This window comes from Pseudomonas sp. TUM25319 (genome assembly GCF_056388475.1).
In genome coordinates this window covers 3,369,430-3,390,286 of record NZ_CM150751.1, presented here as the reverse complement: position 1 = coordinate 3,390,286, position 20,857 = coordinate 3,369,430, and the positions used below count along the sequence as shown (strand labels likewise).

Annotated in this window: 17 protein-coding genes and 2 pseudogenes; 7 read left to right on the top strand and 12 right to left on the bottom strand. The window is 65.3% G+C overall.

The window, feature by feature from the left end; translation table 11 throughout:
• Positions 1-6: 6 nt before the first annotated feature.
• The 5 genes from AC05QJ_RS15935 to AC05QJ_RS15915 form a co-directional block, all read right to left on the bottom strand.
• Complete coding sequence (locus AC05QJ_RS15935) at positions 7-195, bottom strand: DUF2790 domain-containing protein (protein WP_476747780.1); 189 nt, start codon at positions 193-195, stop codon at positions 7-9.
• Between the two features lie 183 nt (positions 196-378).
• Positions 379-1,500, bottom strand: coding sequence for an agmatine deiminase family protein (locus AC05QJ_RS15930; RefSeq protein WP_476747779.1), 1,122 nt, complete (start codon positions 1,498-1,500; stop codon positions 379-381).
• Positions 1,501-1,551: 51 nt separating this feature from the next.
• Complete coding sequence (locus AC05QJ_RS15925) at positions 1,552-2,643, bottom strand: extracellular solute-binding protein (RefSeq protein ID WP_476747778.1); 1,092 nt, start codon at positions 2,641-2,643, stop codon at positions 1,552-1,554.
• Complete coding sequence (gene aguB, locus AC05QJ_RS15920) at positions 2,640-3,548, bottom strand: N-carbamoylputrescine amidase (protein WP_476747777.1); 909 nt, start codon at positions 3,546-3,548, stop codon at positions 2,640-2,642. Before aguB ends, AC05QJ_RS15925 begins: the two co-directional genes overlap by 4 nt.
• Positions 3,549-3,552: 4 nt before the next feature.
• On the bottom strand, positions 3,553-4,605 hold the full coding sequence (locus tag AC05QJ_RS15915; RefSeq protein ID WP_476747776.1) for an agmatine deiminase family protein: 1,053 nt from the start codon (positions 4,603-4,605) through the stop codon (positions 3,553-3,555).
• A gap of 137 nt (positions 4,606-4,742) precedes the next feature.
• On the opposite strand from AC05QJ_RS15915, the gene AC05QJ_RS15910 reads away from it, so the two are divergent.
• Positions 4,743-5,597, top strand: coding sequence for a LysR substrate-binding domain-containing protein (locus AC05QJ_RS15910; RefSeq protein ID WP_476747775.1), 855 nt, complete (start codon positions 4,743-4,745; stop codon positions 5,595-5,597).
• Here AC05QJ_RS15910 and AC05QJ_RS15905 read toward each other — a convergent pair.
• From AC05QJ_RS15905 to AC05QJ_RS15885, 5 genes and pseudogenes are all read right to left on the bottom strand, one after another.
• Positions 5,594-6,304, bottom strand: a complete 711-nt coding sequence (locus AC05QJ_RS15905) for a CPBP family glutamic-type intramembrane protease (protein WP_476747774.1) — start codon at positions 6,302-6,304, stop codon at positions 5,594-5,596. The genes AC05QJ_RS15910 and AC05QJ_RS15905 overlap by 4 nt on opposite strands.
• A 239-nt stretch (positions 6,305-6,543) precedes the next feature.
• A complete protein-coding gene (locus AC05QJ_RS15900) occupies positions 6,544-7,872 on the bottom strand; it encodes an IS110 family RNA-guided transposase (RefSeq protein ID WP_476743459.1) in 1,329 nt (442 codons plus the stop codon).
• Between the two features lie 484 nt (positions 7,873-8,356).
• Positions 8,357-10,827 (bottom strand): annotated as a pseudogene (locus tag AC05QJ_RS15895) (TonB-dependent siderophore receptor).
• Between the two features lie 138 nt (positions 10,828-10,965).
• Entirely contained in the window at positions 10,966-11,907 is a 942-nt protein-coding gene (locus tag AC05QJ_RS15890; RefSeq protein WP_476747773.1) for a FecR domain-containing protein, read from the bottom strand.
• A gap of 3 nt (positions 11,908-11,910) precedes the next feature.
• Positions 11,911-12,420, bottom strand: a complete 510-nt coding sequence (locus AC05QJ_RS15885; RefSeq protein ID WP_476747772.1) for a sigma-70 family RNA polymerase sigma factor — start codon at positions 12,418-12,420, stop codon at positions 11,911-11,913.
• A 255-nt stretch (positions 12,421-12,675) separates the two neighbouring features.
• Between AC05QJ_RS15885 and AC05QJ_RS15880 the strand changes: the two genes are divergently transcribed.
• Positions 12,676-14,088 carry a purine-cytosine permease family protein gene (locus tag AC05QJ_RS15880; RefSeq protein ID WP_476747771.1) on the top strand — a complete coding sequence of 471 codons (1,413 nt, stop codon included), beginning with the start codon at positions 12,676-12,678 and terminating at the stop codon, positions 14,086-14,088.
• A gap of 64 nt (positions 14,089-14,152) precedes the next feature.
• Here the strand turns inward: AC05QJ_RS15880 and AC05QJ_RS15875 are convergent.
• Both AC05QJ_RS15875 and AC05QJ_RS15870 read right to left on the bottom strand, forming a co-directional pair.
• A pseudogene (locus AC05QJ_RS15875) lies at positions 14,153-14,686 on the bottom strand (methyl-accepting chemotaxis protein); the annotation flags it as partial.
• A 525-nt stretch (positions 14,687-15,211) separates the two neighbouring features.
• Positions 15,212-16,225 carry an Ldh family oxidoreductase gene (locus AC05QJ_RS15870; protein ID WP_476747770.1) on the bottom strand — a complete coding sequence of 338 codons (1,014 nt, stop codon included), beginning with the start codon at positions 16,223-16,225 and terminating at the stop codon, positions 15,212-15,214.
• Positions 16,226-16,374: 149 nt separating this feature from the next.
• Here AC05QJ_RS15870 and AC05QJ_RS15865 point away from each other — a divergent pair, with 149 nt between their 5' ends.
• From AC05QJ_RS15865 to AC05QJ_RS15845, 5 genes are all read left to right on the top strand, one after another.
• On the top strand, positions 16,375-17,244 hold the full coding sequence (locus tag AC05QJ_RS15865; RefSeq protein ID WP_476747769.1) for a MurR/RpiR family transcriptional regulator: 870 nt from the start codon (positions 16,375-16,377) through the stop codon (positions 17,242-17,244).
• Positions 17,245-17,277: 33 nt separating this feature from the next.
• On the top strand, positions 17,278-18,036 hold the full coding sequence (locus AC05QJ_RS15860) for a transporter substrate-binding domain-containing protein (RefSeq protein ID WP_476747768.1): 759 nt from the start codon (positions 17,278-17,280) through the stop codon (positions 18,034-18,036).
• Between the two features lie 129 nt (positions 18,037-18,165).
• Entirely contained in the window at positions 18,166-18,885 is a 720-nt protein-coding gene (locus tag AC05QJ_RS15855) for an ABC transporter permease (protein WP_476747767.1), read from the top strand.
• Positions 18,882-19,592, top strand: a complete 711-nt coding sequence (locus AC05QJ_RS15850; RefSeq protein ID WP_476747766.1) for an ABC transporter permease — start codon at positions 18,882-18,884, stop codon at positions 19,590-19,592. The genes AC05QJ_RS15855 and AC05QJ_RS15850 overlap by 4 nt, the downstream gene beginning before the upstream one ends.
• A gap of 23 nt (positions 19,593-19,615) precedes the next feature.
• Positions 19,616-20,857, top strand: a complete 1,242-nt coding sequence (locus AC05QJ_RS15845; protein ID WP_476747765.1) for an NAD(P)/FAD-dependent oxidoreductase — start codon at positions 19,616-19,618, stop codon at positions 20,855-20,857.

Here is a 20,857-nt window from a genome sequence, read left to right as displayed (position 1 = left end):
CGTAACTCAGGAATCCTGCTTGCCGCTCTTCGACTCGACCTTCTTGTCGGCCACGGTCTGCTGGCCAGCCTGGTCTTTCTGTGCTTGCTGGAACTGTGCATGCCACTCCTGGACCCGATCGCTGCCGCCCTCGGCATGAGCGATCACCGGCAGGGCGAAGAGGATGGACAGGGTTGCTGCTTTCAAAACGGACATGGGTAAACCTTGCTTGAGGGAACTGGTGCCCATTGTCCGGGAGCAGGGTTAACCGAGAATTAAGTGCATCCGGAGAACCTCATCGCCGGCAACGCCGGCTCCCACAGAGGACTGAGTCCGCCATGAAATCCACGCCCGACACAAACCTCGTGGGAGCCGGCGTTGCCGGCGATGAGGCCCTTGCTACACCCACGGCAACTGATGGGTCACACAGTGAATCCCGCCACCCCCTGCGGCAATCGCGTCGATCTCCAGTTGCACGATCTCCCGCTGCGGATACAACTGTGACAGCAGGTCGAACGCCGCCTTGTCTGCCTCCCGGTCTCCAAACTGCGGCGCAATCACCGCACCATTGATGACGAAGTAATTGATATACCCCGCCGCAAAATCCGGGTTGCCGCGGCTGAACTTGCTGCGCCGCGGATTCAGCGGCGGCGACAGCGTGTGCACGGTCAGCTTGCGGCCATCGGCGTCGGTGGCATTGCGCAGGATCTCCAGGTGCGCCTGGGTCACCGCGTGGTCGTAGGACTGCGGGTCGGTGTCGAGGTTGGCGACCACCACGCCGGGGCTGACGAAGCGCGCGTAGAAGTCCACGTGGGCATCGGTGATGTCCTTGCCGCGAATGCCCGGCAGCCAGATGATCTTGCGCAGCCCCAGGCACGCCTTGAGTTCTTCCTCGACCTGGGCGCGGCTCCAGCCGGGGTTGCGGTTGCCGTTGACCCAGCAGCTTTCGGTCATGATGCCGGTGCCATGGCCGTCCAGTTCGATCCCGCCGCCCTCGCCCACCAGTTCGCTGCGCAGGTGCCGTGCGCCGCTTTCCCGCGCCAGCAGCGCGGCGATGCGCGCATCGTCGGCATGGCGCTGCTTGCCGCCCCAGCCGTTGAAGTTGAAGTCCACCGCGCCCAGGTCGCCCGCGTCGGTGACGACGAAGTTGGCGCCGATGTCGCGCATCCAGATGTCGTCCAGCTCGGTGACCAGGAAGCGCACGTTGTCGCTGCCGCAGTGTTCCTCGGCCAGGTCCCGTTCTTCTTCGCGGCAAAGCACCGTGACCGGCTGGTAGTGGGCGATGGCGCGGACGATGCGGCCAAGGGCAGCCTGCACGTCGGCGGTGAAGTCTTCCCAGATCGCCTCCTGGGCGCCGAAGGCAACAAAGGCATGACGCTGGCGTTCGCCTTCGTCGGGCATGAACCATTCCTCGTCTTCACTGGCGGCAAGCAGCCGGGTCGGCAGCAGGCCGGTGCCGACGATGGCGCCGAGGCTGGCGGCCACGGAAATCTGCCGGATGAACTGGCGGCGTGTGGGCATTTCTCTTTCACTCGTTTCGGTTGAAGACGCCGCCCGGAGGCGGCGCAGGGGTTACTGACTGGCGGTCTTGAACTTGGTCCAGGCGCGCATCCGCGCACGCATGTCGGCCTGGCGGATGTCCTTGCCGGGGATCAGGCGCGCGAAGGCGGCTTCATCAGGATAGATATCCGGGTTGTCGCGCATCGCCGGGTCGACCTGCGGTCGCGCCCTGGCGCTGGAGGTCGGATAGCCGGTGAAGTCGCTGATGGCGGCCATGTTTTCCGGACGCATGACGAAGTTGATGAAGGCGTAGGCGTAGTCCGGGTGTTTGGCGTCCACCGGAATGGCCATGTTGTCCATCCACACCGTGGTGCCCTCCTTCGGAATCCGGTACTGGAACTTCACCGGCTTGCCGGCGGCATCGGCGGCGCGCTGGGCCTGGGTCATGTCGCCGCTGTAGCCCAGCGACAGGCACAGGTTGCCGTTGACCAGGTCGGTGACCGGCTGGGACTGGAACTTGCGGATGTACGGGCGCACCTTCATCAGCAGTTCGCTGGCGGCGGCCAGGTCCTCGGCCTTGGCGCTGCGCGGCTCGCGACCGAGGTAGTTGAGCACCACGGCCAGCACTTCGTCCGGCGAGTCGATCACCGAGATGCCGCAGTCGGCGAACTTCGCCGCCAGCTCCGGCTTGAACAACAGATCGAGGCTGTTGACCGGCGCATCGGGCATGCGCTTGCGGATCATCTCGTCATTCCAGGTCAGGCCGATGGTGCCCCAGGTGTAGGGCACCGTGGCGCCAGCGGCGTTGGGATAGTGCTTGCGCAGTTGCTGCAGCCCCGGCTCGATATCCGCCAGTGCGGTGATCCTGGCCGGGTCCAGCGGCTGCAGGCTGCCGGCACGCATCAGCCGTTCGGCCACGGTGTCACCGGGAAAGATCAGGTCGTAGCCGCTGCCAGCGGTCATCAGCTTGGCCTCCAGCACCTCGCTGCCATCCATCACGTCGTAGATCACCTTGATCCCGGTTTCGGCGGTGAAGCGCGACAGCGTGTCGGCGGCGAAATAATCGGACCAGTTGTACAGCCGCAGGGTCTTGCCGGGATCGTCGGCCTGGGCGCTGCCCAGTGCCAGGCCGAAGCAGGCTGCGGCCAGCCAGCGGCGGCTCATCGTGCACCTCCATCGGCCCAGACGCTGTCGCGGCGGCCGTCTAGCCCCAGCAGCGCGCCGTACATTTCCGGCCGGCGGTCGCGGAAGATGCCCCAGGTCAGGCGTTCCTCGCGCATGGCGGCCAGGTCGAGGGTACGCATCAGCACGCCCGGGGTCTGGCGATCGGCCTCGGTCAGCAGCTTGCCCTTGTGGTCACTGATGAAGGACGAGCCATAGAAGTCCATGTGCAGTTCCGGGTCGCCGGTCGCCACCTCGCGCCCGATACGGTTGGACGCCAGCACCGGCAACAGGTTGGCCGCCGCATGGCCGCGCATGGTCATCTGCCAGTGGTCACGGGAATCGAAGTCCGTCGCCCCCGGCTCCGAACCGATGGCGGTGGGAAACAGCAGCACCTCGGCGCCCATCAGGGCCAGGCTGCGGGCGGTCTCGGGGAACCACTGGTCCCAGCAGATGCCGACGCCAAGGCGGCCGAAGGCGGTGTCCCAGACCTTGAAGCCGGTATCGCCAGGGCTGAAGTATTCCTTTTCCTGATAGCCGATGGCGTTGGGGATGTGGGTCTTGCGGTAGACGCCCAGCAGGCGACCGTCAGCGTCGGCCACGCTCAGAGAGTTGAAGAAGGCGTTGCCGGCCTTCTCGTACCAGCTCAGCGGCAGCACCACGCCCAGCTCCCGGGCCAGCGCGGCGAAGCGCTGCAGCACGCGGCTGTGGCGATACTCCTCGGCCAGGGCGAGGTGCTTGTGGTCTTGCTCGATGCAGAAATACGGAGTGGCGAACAGTTCCTGCAACAACACGACCTGGGCGCCCTGGGCGGCGGCGGCGCGCACCAGTTGCTCGGCGCGGTCGAGGTTGTCGTCAAGGTTCCAGGTGCACGGCATCTGGGTAGCGGCGATGGTCAACAGGCTCATGGCATCACCCCCGCACCGGCCAGGCTGGCTGCTGCTGGGTGATGCAGTGCACCCCGCCGCCGCCATGGGCCAGACGCTCGATACGCACCGGCACCACTTCGCGGCCGGGGAAGGCCTTGGCCAGCACCTCGGCGGCCTCGCGGTCGGCGTCGATACCGTAGGCCGGCATGATGATCGCGCCGTTGGCGATGTAGAAGTTGGTGTAGGAAGCGCAGAAGACCTCGGCGTCCGGGTCCACCGCGGCGCTGGCTTCGTACAGGTCGATCAGCTCGAAGCGGCGGCCCTGGGCGTCGCGGGCCAACGCCAGGGCGCGGCGGTTTTCCCGCACCACCTCGGCATAGACCGAATCCTGGTCGCGGGTCGCGTCCACCAGCAGTACGCCGGGACGGGCGAAGGCGCAGACACCATCGACATGGCCATCGGTCATGTCGCCAGTGACGTACTGCGGATCGCCGGGCAGCCAGATGGTCTTCCTGATCCCCAGCAGGCGCGCGAAGATCTCTTCCATCTCGGCCTTGCTCAGGCCGGGGTTGCGGTTGGGATTGAGCAGCACCGACTCGGTGGTGATCAGCGTGCCCTCGCCGTCGACATGGATGGCGCCGCCTTCGTTGGCCAGTGGCGTGCCGAAGCACGCCAGGCCAAGACCGTTGAGCACGCGGCGGCCCAGGCTTTCGTCCAGCTCATGGGCCGACTTGCCGCCCCAGGCATTGAAGCGCCAGCTCACCCCGGCCAGGCCCTGTTGCGGATGGGTGATGAAGGTCGGGCCGGAGTCGCGGCACCAGCTGTCGTTGACCGGCAGCTCGATCAGTTCGACGTTGGCCCCGCACAGGTCGGCAGCGCTGGCACGACCAGCAGGATCGACCACCAGCTTCACCGGCTCGAAGCGGGCAATGGCGTTGACCACGCGAGCGAAGTCTTCCTGCACCTGGGCCAGGGTCACGCCCCAGGTGCCCTCCCACAGGGCCTGGTTGTGCGGCCAGACCATCCAGGTCGCCGCGTGGGGCGCCCACTCCGCGGGCATCGTCCAGCCCATCTCACCAACGCCATTGCACAGCATGTCAGTCCACCTTTTCAGTTAAGGATTTTTTATTACTGAAATCCGCCCTCGGCGGAATGGAGTTCATGCTATGGCTTCAATACCGGCGCAACAAACGATAGATTTAGCGTACAACTGATTAGCCGAGCTTATCGATAATGTTGAAACACTGGCCTCCCCTCAACGCCCTGCGCGGCTTCGAAGCAGCTGCCCGCCTCGGCAGTTTCCACAAGGCCGCCGAGGAACTGCACCTGACCCAATCGGCCATCAGCCAGCAGATCCGCAGCCTGGAAACCTTTCTCGAACAGCCGCTGTTCTTCCGCAATGGCCGCAGCGTCAGCCTCACCGATGCCGGCCACGACCTCCACGCCACGACCCAGTCGCTGCTGCAGGACCTGTCGGTGGGCATCCGTCGCCTGGAGCAGTACCGCAAGCCCAACCAGCTGGTGGTCAACACCACGCCGGCCTTCGCCCGCCACTGGCTGATGCCGCGGCTGGGAGATTTCCACCGTCGCCATCCGGAAGTGGACCTGTGGCTGTTCACCACCTTCGAAGCGCCGGACATGACCACCCAGACCGTCGACCTGAGCCTGCGCGACGACCTCGACCCGCAGGCCGAATGCAGTTACCAGGAACTGTTCGACGACCGTCTCTACCCGGCCTGCCACCCGGACGTGCTGGAGCAGCCGGCGGCACAGCGCACCACCCTGCACGGCGAACGGGAGATGGACTGGAGCCGCTGGCAGGTGCAGGGCGGCGAGGATGTCGGGCAGCGCACCCACGGGCTGAACTTCTCCGACCCGGGGCTGCTGCTGGACGCGGCCTGCGAGGGCTACGGGATTGCCCTGGTGAGCGAGCTGCTGGCGGCGCGGGCGCGGGACAAAGGCCTGCTGCAACCGCTCAGCGAGCACCGCGTGGCCGGGGCGAAATGGGTCTGCCTGATTCATCAGGACAGCGAGAAAAGCGCAATGACCCGCTCGTTTGCCCAGTGGTTGAGGGAGGCACTGGCCTAGATGGGCTGGGCGATCAGCAGAATCGCCGTGCCGTGGGCGACGATGGCGGCGGGCACGCCGTAGCGCATCCGCAGCAGACTGCAGGCCAGGCCCTCGACCAGGGTGAACAGCAGCACCGGCCAGCCCGCCTGGGTGACCGTCAACGCGAGAAAGACATGGCAGGCAGCGAAGGCCACGGCGCTGCCCAGTGCTGCGCGCAGGGCCGTGGTGTGCCGGGCCAGATGACCTTGCAGCAGGCCGCGAAACAGCACCTCTTCAAGGGCGTTGCCGCCGTAGGCCAGTACCAGCAGACCGCCCAGCCAGAGCCCGTCGCCGTTGAACGCGACACCCTGCCAGAGGCGCAGCGGCAGGCCGATGGCGCAACCGGCCAGCAGGCCCGCCCACAGGCCGCCGGTGCGCCAGTCAACCCATCGCCACAGCTCCGGAGCGGCGCGAGGCAGCAGTGCGACCAGCCCCAGCGACATCAGGCCGAGCGCGGCCAGCACGAGCGGGTTGGTGCTGAATCCGAGCTGCATGCCCGTGCCCAGCGACCACAGCCCTGCGGGGGTCATGGCGTCGCGCACCAGGATAAAGGCGAGGATCAGGATGAGGATGCGCAGGCCGCTGGCGGCTCTGGGGGTTAGCCAGAACCACAGGGCGCACAGGGCCAGGCCTGGAGACAGGTGCAGCAAGTAGGTGGCGAGTTGGCTGAGGGCGTGTTCGATCACAGCGGGCTTCCATGCGCGGGCGTGCGGCGCAGTTTAATCCAGAGGCGCGCCCCCAGGGCACGCCACAGCGGAGTGGGAGCGGCTTCAGCCGCGATTGGCCGCGCAGCGGCCATAAAACCGGGATCCGAGGTGTGTCAGTGCGACTGGGGACTCAGGTTTTACGACGGCTTCGCCGCCGTTCGCGGCTGAAGCCACTCTCATCAAACAAATCCCAACCCATTGATTTTTAATCATAAAAATCAAGCCGCGACCAGCTGCAATCCCAATTTCCGGGCTTTGCGTTGCAAAGCCCGGAGCTGGCGATCCTGGCTTCTGGCTTCGAATTCAGCCAGCCCTTGCTCCACATAGGCCTTCTTTTTGGTCAGCATCAAGTAGATCAGTCGTGCGAGCTGATGCGCCGTTGCGTTGATCGCACAGCTCGTATCCATGCGCGTCAGCCTTGCTCTGTGCGAAGCGCCGATAAACCCTTTGTCGTTTCGTGCGTTTGAAGCGGCTTGCTTCAAGGCTTGCCCCGCATGGTTGTGAATCTTGGGTCCAGCGCCGGATAAGGATTTTCCGCCCGATATGCGCGTAGGCGGAGCAAGGCCGAGCCAGGAACAAAAGTGCTGTGACGACGGGAAGCGGGAAAGATCAGCGCCGACTTCACTGGCAATGACTAGCGCAGTGTCGACACCAATGGTCGGAATGGCGGTCAGATCCACGCCCATCACCCGGCATAGTGCTTGATGCAATTGAGTTTGCTGTGCCGCTGTGCGATGCGGGCTACGCAAAGTCTTTTGGGGCTTGGGTGGGGAAACATCCAATACCGGCATCTGGTCTATCACCTCGACAATAGCTTCGTCGCATTCGGCGATCTGTTTTTCCAGAAAGTCGTAAAGCGCCAACTCCAGCTTCAATGCCGTCAGGTGCTCCTTGCGCCAATTGCCGAGCAAGCTACGCGCTATGGTTTCCTGGCTTGCCTTGATGCGTGGGTCGCTCAAGCTGGCGAGTACGTACGGATCGCGCTCACCCTTATTGATAGCACGCAGGATTTTCATCCCAGTGACGCCGGAAATGTCGCTGATGACATTGGCCAGTTGAATATTCATCTGGGCCAAGGCTTTCTGGATCCGGTTCAGGGTCTTCGCTTGATCACGAACCTTGTGACTTCGCTGCCTGAACAAGGATCGCGCGACACATGTCAGGTCATCGGGTCGGAAAGCACTGCGCAGGAGCCCATAAGACATCAACTGCAAGATCCATTGGCAATCCATCACGTCAGACTTACGGCCTGTAATCTGTCGGGTTGACCGTGCATTGACGAGACGAACATCAAAACCTCGCGCATCGAGGATTTCGTAAATGGGGATCCAGTAAACGCCTGTCGACTCCATGGCTACGACCTTGATATTCAAGCTCTCCAGCCAGTCGGCAAGCTTATGAAGGTCGTCAGTGAAGGTCGCGAACTTGCGGACGGGCTTGTCATGCCTGTCATCAACTGCAACGAAGTGCTCCCGGCTGCCGATATCAATCCCGGCACAGTCGGTGTGGACAAGGGTGAGGTGTTGCTTGGAGGGCTTGCGTGCCATGGTCAATCCTCGCAGGATAAGGGGCGCGCGGGGCACACGGTGGCGAAAGGGGTTCACTCTCTCATACGTGGTCACAGCTGATTTTTCAGCTGATGCCGACAGGGACTTCACGCCGATACCGTGGCGGACCACTCTCCCACTCGGGTGTGCTGGCACACACCAGTGCTGGTTACGGTCTCTGTCCCGCGCGTACTGAACCTAACAAAGCAAAAGGCGGTTGGCCCTATCGGGCCAACCGCCTTTTGTCTTTAGATGTAAGCGGCACCGCGTAACTGGCGTCGTACGCTTCATGTTTGCTGCGCGACAGCGCGGCGCCGGGGCGGCGGGCGGACTCCCACAGAAGAATGTGCACGCTTACAGATCTCGGCCAAGACAGTTGCTGCCACAGAGCGTTGAGCCGTGCGCGGTCCTGTGGGAGCCGGTCTTGCCGGCGATGGCGTCAGGCCAGACAACCCATTTCCCACAGGATCCCTACCAGCCCTGATTACCAGTCGTAGGTCATCTGCACCGACGCCACCCGCTCCTGCCCGTAGTAGCACCCGAACGAGTAGTTGCAGTCCGACACATACTCGCGATCAAACAGGTTCTGCACGTTCAGGCTGGCCTGCAAGCCACGCAGGCTCGGGTCGAGTTTGCCCAGGTCATAACGCACGGTGGTGTCGTACACCACATAGGCCGGGACGTCGAAGGAGTTGGACGAATCCCCCGGCTTGCGTCCGGTGTAACGCGCCCCCGCCCCCACCGTCAGGCCGTCGAGGCCGACGCCGGTAATGTGGTAGTCGGCCCACAGGGTCGCCGACACCGGCGCCTGGGACTCGTTGCGGTTGCCTTCGTCGCCATAGGTGCTTTTGGTGTAGAACGAATCGATGTAGGTCGCCGCCGCCAGCAGGTCGAGGCTGTCGAGGCTGGATTTCAGCTCGAGCTCCACCCCGCGGGAACGCACTTCGCCGTTCTGGCTCTGGTACTGCGGGTACTCGGTGTCGCCGGTGAGCACGTTCTTCTGCTTGACCTCGAACACCGAGGCGGTGATCAGGGTCTTCTCCAGCGGCTGGTACTTCACCCCCACTTCGTACTGTTCGCCCTCGGTCGGCTCGAAGGCCTTGCCGCCACGCTCGGGCGCCGCCGTGCCAACGGTCGGCAGGAACGATTGCGAGTAGCTCACGTAAGGCGCCAGGCCGAAGGTGGTGACGTAGGTCAGGCCCACGCGGCCGGTGAACTTGCTGTCACGCTGGGAGGCGATGGCGTGGGCCAGCAGGTCCTTGTTGTCGATCTCGGCCCAGTCCTGGCGACCGCCCACGGTGAGGATCCACTGGTCCAGACGGATCTGGTCCTGCATGTACACGCCCGTCTGGCGCACGGTGTTGTCCCACTTGGTATCCAGCACCGGGGTGACGCTGGAAGTGTCGTAGTTGTTCTTGCCGTAGAGATCCACCGGCAGCACGTTGTTGGCATTGAGGCCGTCGTACTGGCGGGTGAAGTGGCGGTAATCGACGCCGCTCAGCACCGTGTGTTGCAGGGCGCCGGTGGCAAACCTGTATTCCAGGTTGTTATCGATGGTCCAGGCGATGTTGTGCTGACGCCAGTCGAGCTTGGTACGGTTGGCCCGGGTGTAGTCGGTATTGCCGGCGCCATCGGTGGCGAAACTGCGCAGGTAGAACCCCTTGTAGCGGTCGCGCACGTCGGTGTAGCGGGCGGTGGAGCGCCAGGTCAGGTCGTCGTTGAAGGCGTGGCTGAAGTCATAACCGGCGATGTACTGATTGCGCGTGTAATCGTTGTAGCGAGAGTCGCCGGAGAAGAAATCGCGGTCGATCCGCTCGCCGTTGGGGCTACGGTCCAGCGAGCCGATGCGCGGCAACGACTGATAGTCGGCCTTGCCGTCGTCGCGCTGGATCTGCGCCAGCAGGGTCAACGAAGTGGCCTCGTTGGGCGTCCAGGTCAGGCTCGGGGCCAGCAGCATGCGCTCGTTGTGGGTGTGCTCGACCTGGTCGTTGCCCTTGTTGGCGAGGCCGATCAGCCGGTAGGCGAAGGTGCCCTGTTCATCCAGCGGTCCACTGCTGTCGAAGGCACCGTTGACCCGGTTGTAGCTGCCGGCGCCCAGCCGGACCTGGTTGCGCGCCTCGCGGGTCGGACGCTTGGACACCAGGTTGATCAGGCCGCCCGGCTGGTTCTGCCCGAACAGTACCGAGGACGGGCCCTTGAGCACTTCGATGCGCTCCAGGGTGTAGGGGTCGATCTGCGGCGCGCCACCCAGGCTGCCGGCATAGGGCACGTAGGCACCGTCGAAGTACAGCGGCGTCGGCGCAAAGCCACGGCTGGTGATTTCATCGGCGATGGTGTTGCGGTCGGTAAAGCCGCCGATGTTCAGGCCCGGGGTGTAGCGCAGGGCCTGGGTCAGGTTGCGGGCACCCTGGTTCTGCACCTGTTCGGCGGTGACCACGTTGATCGCCTGGGGAATCTCCAGGATCGGCGTGTCGGTCTTGGTGGCGGTGGCACTGCGGCTGGCAACGTACCCGTCCACCGGCCCCCAGGCCGATTCGGCGGCCCCCAGGCCGATTCGGCGGCCGCACCGGTGATGCTGGTGCTCTCCAGTTGCATCACCCCGGCATCCGCTGCGGGCAGCAGCGAGTAGCTGCCATTGCCCTGGCGCACCGCCTGCAGGCGGCTGCCGGCGAGCAGTTGGCGCAGCCCGGCCTCGACGCTGTAGGTGCCTTGCAACCCCGGCGATTGCAGGCCACGGGCATGGGCCGGATCGAACGACACGGTCACCCCGGCCCTGGCCGCGAAGCGGGTCAGCGCACTGTCCAGCGGGCCGGCGGGAATGTCGAAACGGGCTTCGGCCTGGCTCTGCGCCCACGCCGGTGCCGCGCCCAGCAGCAGCGCTGTCGGCGTGGCCAGGGCGGCGCCGAGCACGGCACAGTGCACTGCCCGGCTCAGGGGGGACGTCTTCGAGGTCATGGTCTGGGGGGTGCGATCAGTGGAACGGGACATGCGGTTTCCTTTCGCCCTGTGGCAGTGATGAACGGCGTCTCTGTGGCGCCTCTACCTACAAGTCGAAGCAGGCTGGAAATCGATAACCCTGCGCGCAAAAAAATCTCAGGCCGCGTCGATCCGCGTCCAGAAACGGCTGATTCGGCGCACCCGCACCGGCAAGGTGCTGGTGAGATTGTCGAGGACGATATCGGTGTCACGCAGATGGAAGGCCCCGGAAATCCGCAGCTCGCCCACGCCTTGCGCGCAGCCGAGGTGCCCCGGGCGATAGCGCCCCAGCTCGGCGAGAAAATCCGCCAGCCGCCAGTCGTTGACCACCAGCATGTCACGGGTCCAGGCATCGGCCTCCACCGGCGCAGGACGCAACGGCCCGGCCTGGCGGCCCGTGAAGCTCAGCTGCTGGCCGGCCTCGACCCGTACCGGAACAAGACGCTCGACGCAGCGCACCTCCACCGCATGCTCCAGCACGCAGACCCGGCTCTCGCCACCCTCGCGGCGGACGATGAAGCGTGTGCCGAGGGCACGTACGCTGCCTTCGGCGGTATGCACGACAAAGGGCCGGGCCTGGGGATCGCGGGCGGTCTCGATGAGGATCTCGCCCGCCAGCAGGTCGATCTGCCGCAACTGCCCGTCGTAGCGGATATCCACGGCACTGGCGGTGTTGAGCTGCAAGCGGCTGCCGTCGTCCAGGCGCAGCGAGCGGCGCTCGCCAGTACCCGTGCGCTGATCGGCGAGCAAGGTCGGCAACGACGTCTCGCGCCAGGCCAGCGTGCCCGACGCACCGGCGGCCAGCAGCAGCGACAGCACCTTGAGCACCTCCCGGCGCCGGGCCCGGGCGCCGGCCAGCGTGCCGCGAGCGACCTGCGGAGCGACCTGGCCGAAGGTGTCCTGCAGCCGCCCCAGACGCTCCCAGGCCTGCTGGTGACGTGGGTCGCTGGCCAGCCAGTGCTGGTGCGCGGCGCGGGTGGCGTCATCCGGTTCGCAACGCAGTTCGACATACCAGTGGGCGGCGGCTTCGAGCACCGTCCGGTCAAGCACGGCAGCCACGGCCTACTCCTCGATCAGCAACAGGCAGTGGGTCAGCGCGCGCACGGCGTGCTTCTTCACTGTGGTCACCGACACCTCCAGGCGCCGGGCGATCTCCACGTAGCTCAGGCCATCGAGCTGGGCCATCAGGAAGATCTCGCGGGTACGGCCGCCAAGGCCGTCGAGCAGGCGGTCGATCTCCATCAGGGTCTCGATGATCTGCAAGCGGGTTTCCGGTGAGATGTCCACGGGCTCGGGGCGCGCTGCCAGCACCTCCAGATAGGCCTGCTCCAATGCCCGGCGGCGGAACAGGTCGATCATCAGGCTGCGCGCCACGCTGCTCAGGTACGCCCGGGGCTCGCGCAGTTCGGCAGCCTTGCGCAGGGTGATGACGCGGATGAAGGTGTCCTGGGCCAGGTCCGCCGCGTGGTCGACACAACCGAGGCGATTGCGCAGCCAGCCGCACAGCCAGGAATGGTGCTCCTCGTACAGCGAGTGCACGGCCTTTTGCAGCGAGAGGTCAGCGGAAGACATGGCAGGAACCGGGGAGACAAGTGGTAATGACTCTCATTTAACAGGAGGCGAATTGCCCTTGGCAACCCCGCCCCCTGAGGCCGCCCTTCTCTCACCTGACGCAGCACACCAGTTTTTTTAACGCCTCAGAGCACAAATTTACTAATTTCGCCCTTGCCCCGCACCGCTCAAGATCCGCTCCAACAAGAAAGGCACCGGCTACGCCGTTGCCAACCGAAGTACCGCAGCGTACTCATCCTTGCCTTGGAGTCCGTCATGACCAACGCAGCGTCACCCGCACCGCTCATCGAGAAACACACGATCGGCTACGTGCCCCCCGAAGATCGCCATGGAAAGGTTCGAGATCTGTTCACCCTCTGGTTCGGCGGCAATATCGCGCCGTTGCCGATCGTCACCGGGGCCCTCGGGGTCCAGTTGTTCCACCTCAACCTGGTGTGGGGCATCGTCGCCATTCTCGTCGGCCATTTGGTGGGCGGCGTGCTGATGGCGCTGCACTCGGCCCAGGGCCCGCAGATGGGCATCCCGCAGATGATCCAGAGCCGCGCCCAGTTCGGCTCCCTCGGCGCGCTGCTGGTGGTGGTGATCGCCGGCGTCATGTACATCGGCTTCTTCGCCTCCAACATCGTCCTGGCCGGCAAGTCGCTGCACGGCGTCGCCGACAGCGTGCCGGTACCGGTGGGCATCGTGATCGGCGCCCTCGGCTCCGGCATCATCGGCATCATCGGCTACCGCTTCATCCATGTGCTCAACCGCATCGGCACCTGGGTGCTGGGGATCGGCATCGTGGTCGGCTTCGGCTACATCTTCACTCACGTACAGAGCGACGACTTCCTCACCCGCGGCGGCTTCAACCTGTCCGGCTGGCTAGCCACGGTGTCGCTGGCGGCGCTGTGGCAGATCGCCTTTGCGCCCTACGTGTCCGACTATTCGCGCTACCTGCCGGCCGACGTGAAAGTGTCCTCGACCTTCTGGACCACCTACCTCGGCTCGGCCCTGGGTTCGAGCCTGTCGTTCATCTTCGGCGCCGTCGCGGTGCTGGCGATCCCGGCCGGCATGGACACCATGGACGCCGTCAAGCTCGCCACCGGCGCCCTGGGCCCGCTGATGCTGGTGCTGTTCCTGCTCAGCGTGATCAGCCACAACGCCCTCAACCTGTATGGCGCGGTGCTGTCGCTGATCACCCTGGTGCAGACCTTCGCCTACCGCTGGATCCCCACCGCGAAAAGCCGCGCCGTACTCTCGCTGATCGTCCTGGCCGGTTGCAGTATCGTCGCCGTGTTCGCCTCCAAGGACTTCATCGGCCACTTCGTCGACATGGTGCTGGTGCTGCTGGTCGTGCTGGTGCCCTGGACCGCGATCAACCTGATCGACTTCTACGCCATCCACAAAGGCGACTACGACATCCAGTCGATCTTCAAGGTCGATGGCGGTATCTACGGGCGCTACAACCCCCAGGCCCTGCTCGCCTACGCCATCGGCATCGTGGTGCAGATCCCGTTCATGAATACCCCGCTGTATGTCGGCCCTGTCTCGGCCCATATCAACGGCGCCGACCTGTCCTGGCTGGTGGGCCTGGCGATCACCTCGCCGCTGTACTACTGGCTCGCCACCCGCGACAGCGCCTACCGCCGTCGCCAGGTGAGCGCAAAGCTGGCCGCCAGTCACTGACCGAGTGAACCGAGGCCTTGCCGTGGCGGGCCGCAACCTGCCACGGCAAGGCCTCGGTTCAACTCAACATGGCCTGAATCTGCTGCGTCGCCTGGCGCGTGCTGTCGGCCAGTTTCTTCACTTCCTCGGCCACCACCGAGAAGCCCCGCCCCACTTCCCCCGCCCGTGCCGCTTCGATCGCAGCGTTGAGCGCCAGCAGGTTGGTCTGCTCGGCGATGCTCTTGATCACCCCGACCACCGTGGCGATCTGGGCGTAGGTGGTCTGGTTCTGCGACAGCATCTGTTCATGGCTGGCCTGGGCGCTGCGCTCGTCGCTGATGTCGCGCACGGCGCCGATCACCCGCTGCAGCACCCCGCGCTCGTCGCGCACCGCGCATCCCCGCTCGCGGCACCAGATGTAACCGCGGGTCTTGTGGCGCATGCGGTACTCGAAAACGTACTCGCCAGTGCCCCCCGGCTTGAGGATCTCGCGCTCGAACAGCCCCATGATCTGCGCCAGATCGTCGGGATGGGTGATGCTGACCTGGGCGTTCCAGCCGTCCGGCAGTTCGCTGGCGCTGTAGCCCATCAGCGCACGGAACTGGCTGGAGATGCGCATATGGCTGTCCGGATGCTGCACATCGCCCTGGACCACACTGATGTCCCAGGTACCTTCGGTGAGCGTGGATTCAAGCTGTGCCCAGACTGCGGCCTGCTGCTGGTGCGCCTGGATCTGCCGGGCCTGGTCGTCGATGACGTCGCGCAGGTGTTGACAGTCCTGCTGCAGGTGCCGGATCTCGTCGCGAGCGGCGGCGTCCTGCCGGCGCAGTTGGTCAAGTTGCTCGTTCAGTTCAGCGCAGCGGGCACGGGCCTCGTCCCGTTGCGCCCGGTCCTGCTGGCGATCCACCGCCAGCCCGGCAAGCGCCGCGAGCAGGGCCGGATGACGCTGCAACTGCCCGTCACGCGGTCCTTCCCATGGCTGGCCCTGGTGGATATGCACCAGCGCCTGCTGCAGTTCCTGCACCCAATGATCCTTCCTGAAAAACATCAGCGCACACCGTTCGGCAGTGAAAACCCCGAGTTGACCGGATTGCGCTGCCGGCGTCTTGCACGCTCGTGCCGGCTACTTGACCGTCGCTGCCAATCACTGCGCCAGCAGGAGCAACTGTTCGAACTCGTCCAGGCTCAGGGTGACGCCCTCCCGCGCCGACTTTTCCCGCTCGCGGAAGCGTCGTTCCCCCGGCAGGCGACTGACGCCCACGGCCTCCATCTGCCGCACCAGTTCGCGGCTGCGCTCGGCGAATCGATTGCCCTGGGCCAGGGTCGGGTCGATGACGATCAGCAGTTGCCCGGTCCACGGCGTCTTCGCCCCCGGGTTCTCCGACCAGTCGAACTCGAAGGAGAAGTTGCCGCCGGTCAGCGCCGCTGCCAGCAGTTCCACCATCATCGCCAGCGCCGAGCCCTTGTGGCCGCCGAACGGCAGCAGCGCGCCGCCATCGAGGATCGCCGCCGGGTCACGGGTCGGCTGACCCAGGCGGTCCACACCCATGCCTTCGGGCAGCAGCTCGCCCTTGCGCGCAGCGATCTGCACATCGCCATGGGCGATGGCGCTGGTGGCCATGTCGAAGACGATCGGCGCGGCGCCGGCGCAGGGTGCGGCAAAGGCGATGGGGTTGGTGCCGAACAGCGGTCGCTGACCGCCCTGGGGCACCACGCAGGTCATGCTGTTGACCACGCTCAGTGCCACCAGACCCTCGTCGGCGAACGGCTCGACATCAGGCCACAGGGCAGCGAAGTGATGGGAGTTGTGGATCGCCAGCACCGCGATCCCGGCGCTGCGCACCTTGCTCAGCAGCAACTCGCGGGCCGCCGCCAGGGCCGGCTGGGCAAAGCCACCGCCGGCATCGACGCTGACATAACCGCTGGCCACGTCCCGCACCACCGGTTCGGCCTTGCCGTTCACCCAGCCGCTGGCCAGGGTCGAGACGTAGCCCGGAATGCGGAACACGCCGTGGCTGTGGGCGCCGTCGCGCTGGGCACTGGCGCAGTTGAACGCCAGCGCGCGGGCCACCGCATCGCTGGTGCCGTGGCGCACGAAGATGCGTTGCAGCAGGCTTTCGAGTTCGGCGAACGGCAACTGTTTCACAGGTGCGGACATCTGGAGCTCCCTTGCGTTGGATGTGGAGTGGGCAACCGCCATGACAGCGAGCTGACTTTCCCCTTGTGACAGCTATCTGTCAAATATTGACTTGATGACAGAAAACATTCATTTTCTGTTTCCAGCATAACCACCACCGAGACAGCGCCGTGAGCCAACCGATCAAGCAACGCCTGGAAAGCAGCCTGCACAATGCATCGGCCTCGGGTCGCAAGATCGCCAGCTACATGCTCGCCCACCTCACCGACCTGCCCTTCGAAACCTCCGCCAGCCTGGCGGAGAAAATCGGCGTCAGCGAATCCAGTGTCGGGCGCTTCTGTCGTTCGCTCGGTTACGAGCACCTCAAGGCGCTCAAGCAGGACTTGAAGGACGACCTCGGTGACGGTCCCTGGCTGGTGGGCGACCGGCTGCAAGAATTCCGCCAACACTCTGGCGACGACGGCGAAGGCAGCAGCCGCAGCCTCGATCTGGAAGTCGCCGCGCTGGTGCGGGTCTACGAATACAGCCGCACGCCAGCCTGGGAAACCGTGGCCCGGCGCCTGGCCGAACGGCCGCGGGTGTTCGTCGCCGGCTTCCAGACCGAGCGTGGCATTGCCCAGTGCATGGCGCACCTGCTGCAGTACCTGCGCGATGGCGTGCAGGTGGTGGACGGCAGCGCCGGGCACTTCGGCGACGTGCTGCTGGGCAACCCGGCGCAGTGCGCGCTGGTGGTGTTCGAGGCGCGCCGCTATTCGCGCCATGCCCTGCTGCTGTGTCGCAAGGCACGGGAAGCGGGCATCCCGGTAACACTGGTTACCGATACCTTCTGTGACTGGGCCGATGCCAACGCCGACGAGGTGTTCCGCATTCCGACCCAATTCAATCTGTTCTGGGAGTCCACCGCGACGATGCTGTCGTGGGCTCACCTGATGGTCAACGAGGTCTGCAAGAAACTCGGGCCTGATGTTGAAAAACGCTTGGACGCAACTGCCGCTCTACACAACGAATTCGTTGGCTACACGTCAACGGCAAAACAATAACCAGAGAGTGCAATCACAGATCGGGGTATTTCCATGAAACCAGTTGTCCGCTTCGCGGGGGCCTGCGCCCTGCTGCTCGCCGGTATCGTCTCGGCCCAGGCCGAAACCTTGAAAATCGCCACGGAAGGCGCCTACCCACCGTTCAACTACGTTGACTCCAACAACCAGCTGCACGGCTTCGATGTCGACATCGCCAAGGCCCTGTGCGAGCAGATGAAGGTCGAGTGCACCCTGGTGGCCCAGGACTGGGAAGGCATCATTCCCGCGCTGATGGCGCGCAAATACGACGCGGTGGTGGCGTCGATGATCGACACCGAGGAGCGGCGCAAGAAGATCGCCTTCACCAACCACTACTACCGCACCCCGCTGTCGGTAGCCGTACCGAAAGACAGCGAGATCACCGACGCGCAGACGAAATTCAAGGGCTACACCGTCGGTGCCCAGGCGTCCTCGACCCAGGCCATCTACGCCGAGGATGTGTATGGCAAGGCCGGTGCCGACGTGAAACTGTACCCGACCCTGGACGAAGCCAACGCCGACCTCGCCGCCGGCCGCCTCGACGGCGTGATCGCCGACAAATTCCCGCTGCTGGAATGGCTGAACAAGAGCGGCAAGGACTGCTGCAAGACCCTGGGCGACGTCGATGGCACCCGCGCCGACGCGGCAATCGCGGTGCGCAAGGAAGACGAAGCCCTGCGCGAGCGGCTGAACAAGGCACTGGACGCCATCGTCGCCGACGGCACCTACCAGAAGATCGCCGGCAAGTACTTCGACTTCGATATCTACCAGTGACCCTGCGGCGGCCTCAGGGCCGCCATCGCCGGCCAGCCGGCTCCCACAGTTCAACGTGAGAGCCGGCTGGCCGGCGACAAGGCCCCGGAGTGCTGCGCAAACACCGCTTTCCTGCCTGAGGCACCGCCCATGCTCGAACAACTCTCCCTGCTCTCCTTCGCCAGTGGCGGCTGGGGCCAGGCGCTGCTGGCCGGCGCCCTGGTGACCCTGGCGCTGGCCCTGGCCTGCCTGCCCATCGGCCTGCCGCTGGGCCTGGGCATCGCCCTGGCCGCACGCTCGAAAAAACGCCTGCCACGGGCCTTCGCCACGGTCTTTTCCACGGTGTTCCGCGGCCTGCCCGAGCTGCTCACGCTGCTGATCATCTACTACGGCTGCCAGATCGCCGCGCAGAAAATCCTCGCCGCCCTGGGCTACGAAGGCGAGGTGCTGATCAATACCTTCCTGGCTGCCATGGTCGCCTTCAGCCTGGTGTTCGCCGCCTTCTCCAGCGAGATCTGGCTGGCGGCGTTCAAGACCGTACCCAAGGGCCAGTACGAAGCCTGCGCCGCCCTCGGCCTTGGGCAGCGCACCGCGTTCGCCAAGGTGGTGTTTCCACAGTTGCTGCGCATCGCCCTGCCCGGCCTTTCCAACAACTGGCTGTCACTGCTCAAGGACACCTCGCTGGTCTCGACCATCTCGCTGGTGGACCTGATGCGCCAGACCAACCTCGCTGTCAGCGTGACCAAGGAACCGATGCTGTTCTACGGCGTGGCGTGCCTGTGCTACCTGCTGTTCTCGGCGCTGTCGGGCCGAGTCTTCCAGTTCATTGAAAACCACTTCAGCCGCCACCTGCGGAGCGCCCGCCCATGAGCTTCGACGAACTGCTGGCCCTGTTTCTCAACCCCGACCTGCTGGAACGCTACGGCCCGCGCTTTATCGACGGTCTGCTGGTGACCGCCAAGCTGGTGGCGATCTCCTTCACCCTCGGTGCCCTGCTGGGCATGCTGCTGGCCCTGGCACGGATGTCGAAAAGCCTGGTGCTGCAACGCCTGAGCGCCGGCTACGTGTACTTCTTCCGCGGCTCGCCGCTGCTGGCGCAGTTGTTCCTGCTGTACTACGGCATCGGCTCGTTCAAGGGGTTCTGGCAGGACGTCGGCCTGTGGTGGTTCTTCCGCGATGCCTGGTACTGCACCCTGCTGGCCTTCACCCTGAACACGGCGGCCTACCAGGCGGAAATCTTCCGCGGCAGTCTGCTGGCGGTGGCGCCGGGGCAGTACGAAGCGGCCAGTGCGCTGAGCCTCAAGCGCTCGACCACCTTCTTCAAGGTGATCCTGCCACAGTCGCTGGTGGTGGCCATCGGGCCACTGGGCAACGAGCTGATCCTGATGATCAAGGCCAGCGCCATCGCCTCGCTGGTGACGATCTACGACCTGATGGGCGTGACCAAGCTGGCGTTCTCCCGCAGCTTCGATTTCCAGATCTACCTCTGGGCCGCCGTGCTCTACCTGCTGATCGTCGAGACCGTGCGACGCAGCCTGAAACTCATCGAGGCCCGCCTGGGCCGCCACCTGCCCTGAACACGTTGTAGAGGACACCCGTCATGCATTGCCAAACCATCGTTCTGGGCGCCGGGATCGTCGGCGTCAGTACCGCGCTGCACCTGCAGGCCCGTGGCCGCAAGGTCGTGCTGATCGACCGCGACGAGCCCGGCAACGGCACCAGCCACGGCAACGCCGGGCTGATCGAGCGCTCCAGCGTGATTCCCTACGCCTTTCCACGGGACCTGGCGAAGCTGGCCCGCTATGGGCTCAACCAGCAATCGGATGTGCGTTTCAGTTGGCGCTACCTGCCCAAGGCCGCGCCCTGGCTGCTGAGCTACTGGCGCAATTCGGCCCCCGCCCCCCTGGCGGAGGCGACCCGGGCCATGCTGCCGCTGGTGCAGCGCTGCGTGGAAGAACATGACTCGCTGATCGAAGCCGCCGGTGCCCAAGCACTGATCAAGGCCAACGGCTGGATCGAGGTCTACCGCAACGACGCCGCGTTCACCCACGCCAAGGCCGAAGCCGAGGCATTGCGTCCTTACGGGCTGAGCTTCGAAGTCCTCGACAGCGCACAGTTGCACGCCCGCGAACCCGACCTCGGCCAGGGCGTGGTCGGCGGCATCCACTGGCGCGATCCCAAGACCGTGAGCAACCCTGGCGCCCTGGTGCGGGCCTACACCGCGCTGTTCGTCCAGCGCGGCGGGCAGTTTATCCATGGCGATGCGCGCAGCCTGCGCCAGGTGTCCGGCGAGTGGCAGGTGGACAGCCGGCGCGGCCCGGTCACGGCCGCCGACGTGGTGATCGCCCTCGGCCCGCAGGCCGCCGAGCTGTTCAAGCCGCTGGGCTACCGCATTCCGCTGGAGATCAAGCGCGGCTACCACGCCCATTACAAGCCGCGGGCCGGCGCCCACCTGACCCACTCGCTGTGCGACGCCCAGGCCGGCTTCGTGCTGGCGCCGATGGAACAGGGCATCCGCCTGACCACCGGCATCGAGTTCGCCGCCAGCGGCGACGCCGCCAACGACATCCAGTTGCAGCGCTGCGAGGCCATCGCCCGCGCCCTGTTCCCGCTGGGCGAACGCATCGAGCAGACCCCGTGGCTGGGCCGTCGCCCGTGCCTGCCGGACATGCGCCCGGTAATCGGCCCGGCCGCTCGCCACCCGGGGCTGTGGTTCAACTTCGGCCACGCCCACCACGGCCTGACCCTTGGCCCGGTGAGCGGTCGCCTGCTGGCGGAGATGATGACCGGCGAAACGCCGTTCACCGATCCAAAGCCCTACAGCGCTGAACGCTTCAACTGA

What these genes read in the sequence shown, in the direction of transcription:
- aguB (WP_476747777.1), bottom strand. Translation starts at nt 3,548, where the DNA reads ATGAGCCTGTTGACCATCGCCGCTACCCAGATGCCGTGCACCTGGAAC.
- AC05QJ_RS15870 (WP_476747770.1), bottom strand. Translation starts at nt 16,225, where the DNA reads ATGTCCGCACCTGTGAAACAGTTGCCGTTCGCCGAACTCGAAAGCCTG.
- AC05QJ_RS15930 (WP_476747779.1), bottom strand. Translation starts at nt 1,500, where the DNA reads ATGCCCACACGCCGCCAGTTCATCCGGCAGATTTCCGTGGCCGCCAGC.
- AC05QJ_RS15855 (WP_476747767.1), top strand. Translation starts at nt 18,166, where the DNA reads ATGCTCGAACAACTCTCCCTGCTCTCCTTCGCCAGTGGCGGCTGGGGC.
- AC05QJ_RS15935 (WP_476747780.1), bottom strand. Translation starts at nt 195, where the DNA reads ATGTCCGTTTTGAAAGCAGCAACCCTGTCCATCCTCTTCGCCCTGCCG.
- AC05QJ_RS15900 (WP_476743459.1), bottom strand. Translation starts at nt 7,872, where the DNA reads ATGGCACGCAAGCCCTCCAAGCAACACCTCACCCTTGTCCACACCGAC.
- AC05QJ_RS15925 (WP_476747778.1), bottom strand. Translation starts at nt 2,643, where the DNA reads ATGAGCCGCCGCTGGCTGGCCGCAGCCTGCTTCGGCCTGGCACTGGGC.
- AC05QJ_RS15915 (WP_476747776.1), bottom strand. Translation starts at nt 4,605, where the DNA reads ATGCTGTGCAATGGCGTTGGTGAGATGGGCTGGACGATGCCCGCGGAG.
- AC05QJ_RS15910 (WP_476747775.1), top strand. Translation starts at nt 4,743, where the DNA reads ATGTTGAAACACTGGCCTCCCCTCAACGCCCTGCGCGGCTTCGAAGCA.
- AC05QJ_RS15850 (WP_476747766.1), top strand. Translation starts at nt 18,882, where the DNA reads ATGAGCTTCGACGAACTGCTGGCCCTGTTTCTCAACCCCGACCTGCTG.
- AC05QJ_RS15885 (WP_476747772.1), bottom strand. Translation starts at nt 12,420, where the DNA reads ATGTCTTCCGCTGACCTCTCGCTGCAAAAGGCCGTGCACTCGCTGTAC.
- AC05QJ_RS15845 (WP_476747765.1), top strand. Translation starts at nt 19,616, where the DNA reads ATGCATTGCCAAACCATCGTTCTGGGCGCCGGGATCGTCGGCGTCAGT.
- AC05QJ_RS15880 (WP_476747771.1), top strand. Translation starts at nt 12,676, where the DNA reads ATGACCAACGCAGCGTCACCCGCACCGCTCATCGAGAAACACACGATC.
- AC05QJ_RS15860 (WP_476747768.1), top strand. Translation starts at nt 17,278, where the DNA reads ATGAAACCAGTTGTCCGCTTCGCGGGGGCCTGCGCCCTGCTGCTCGCC.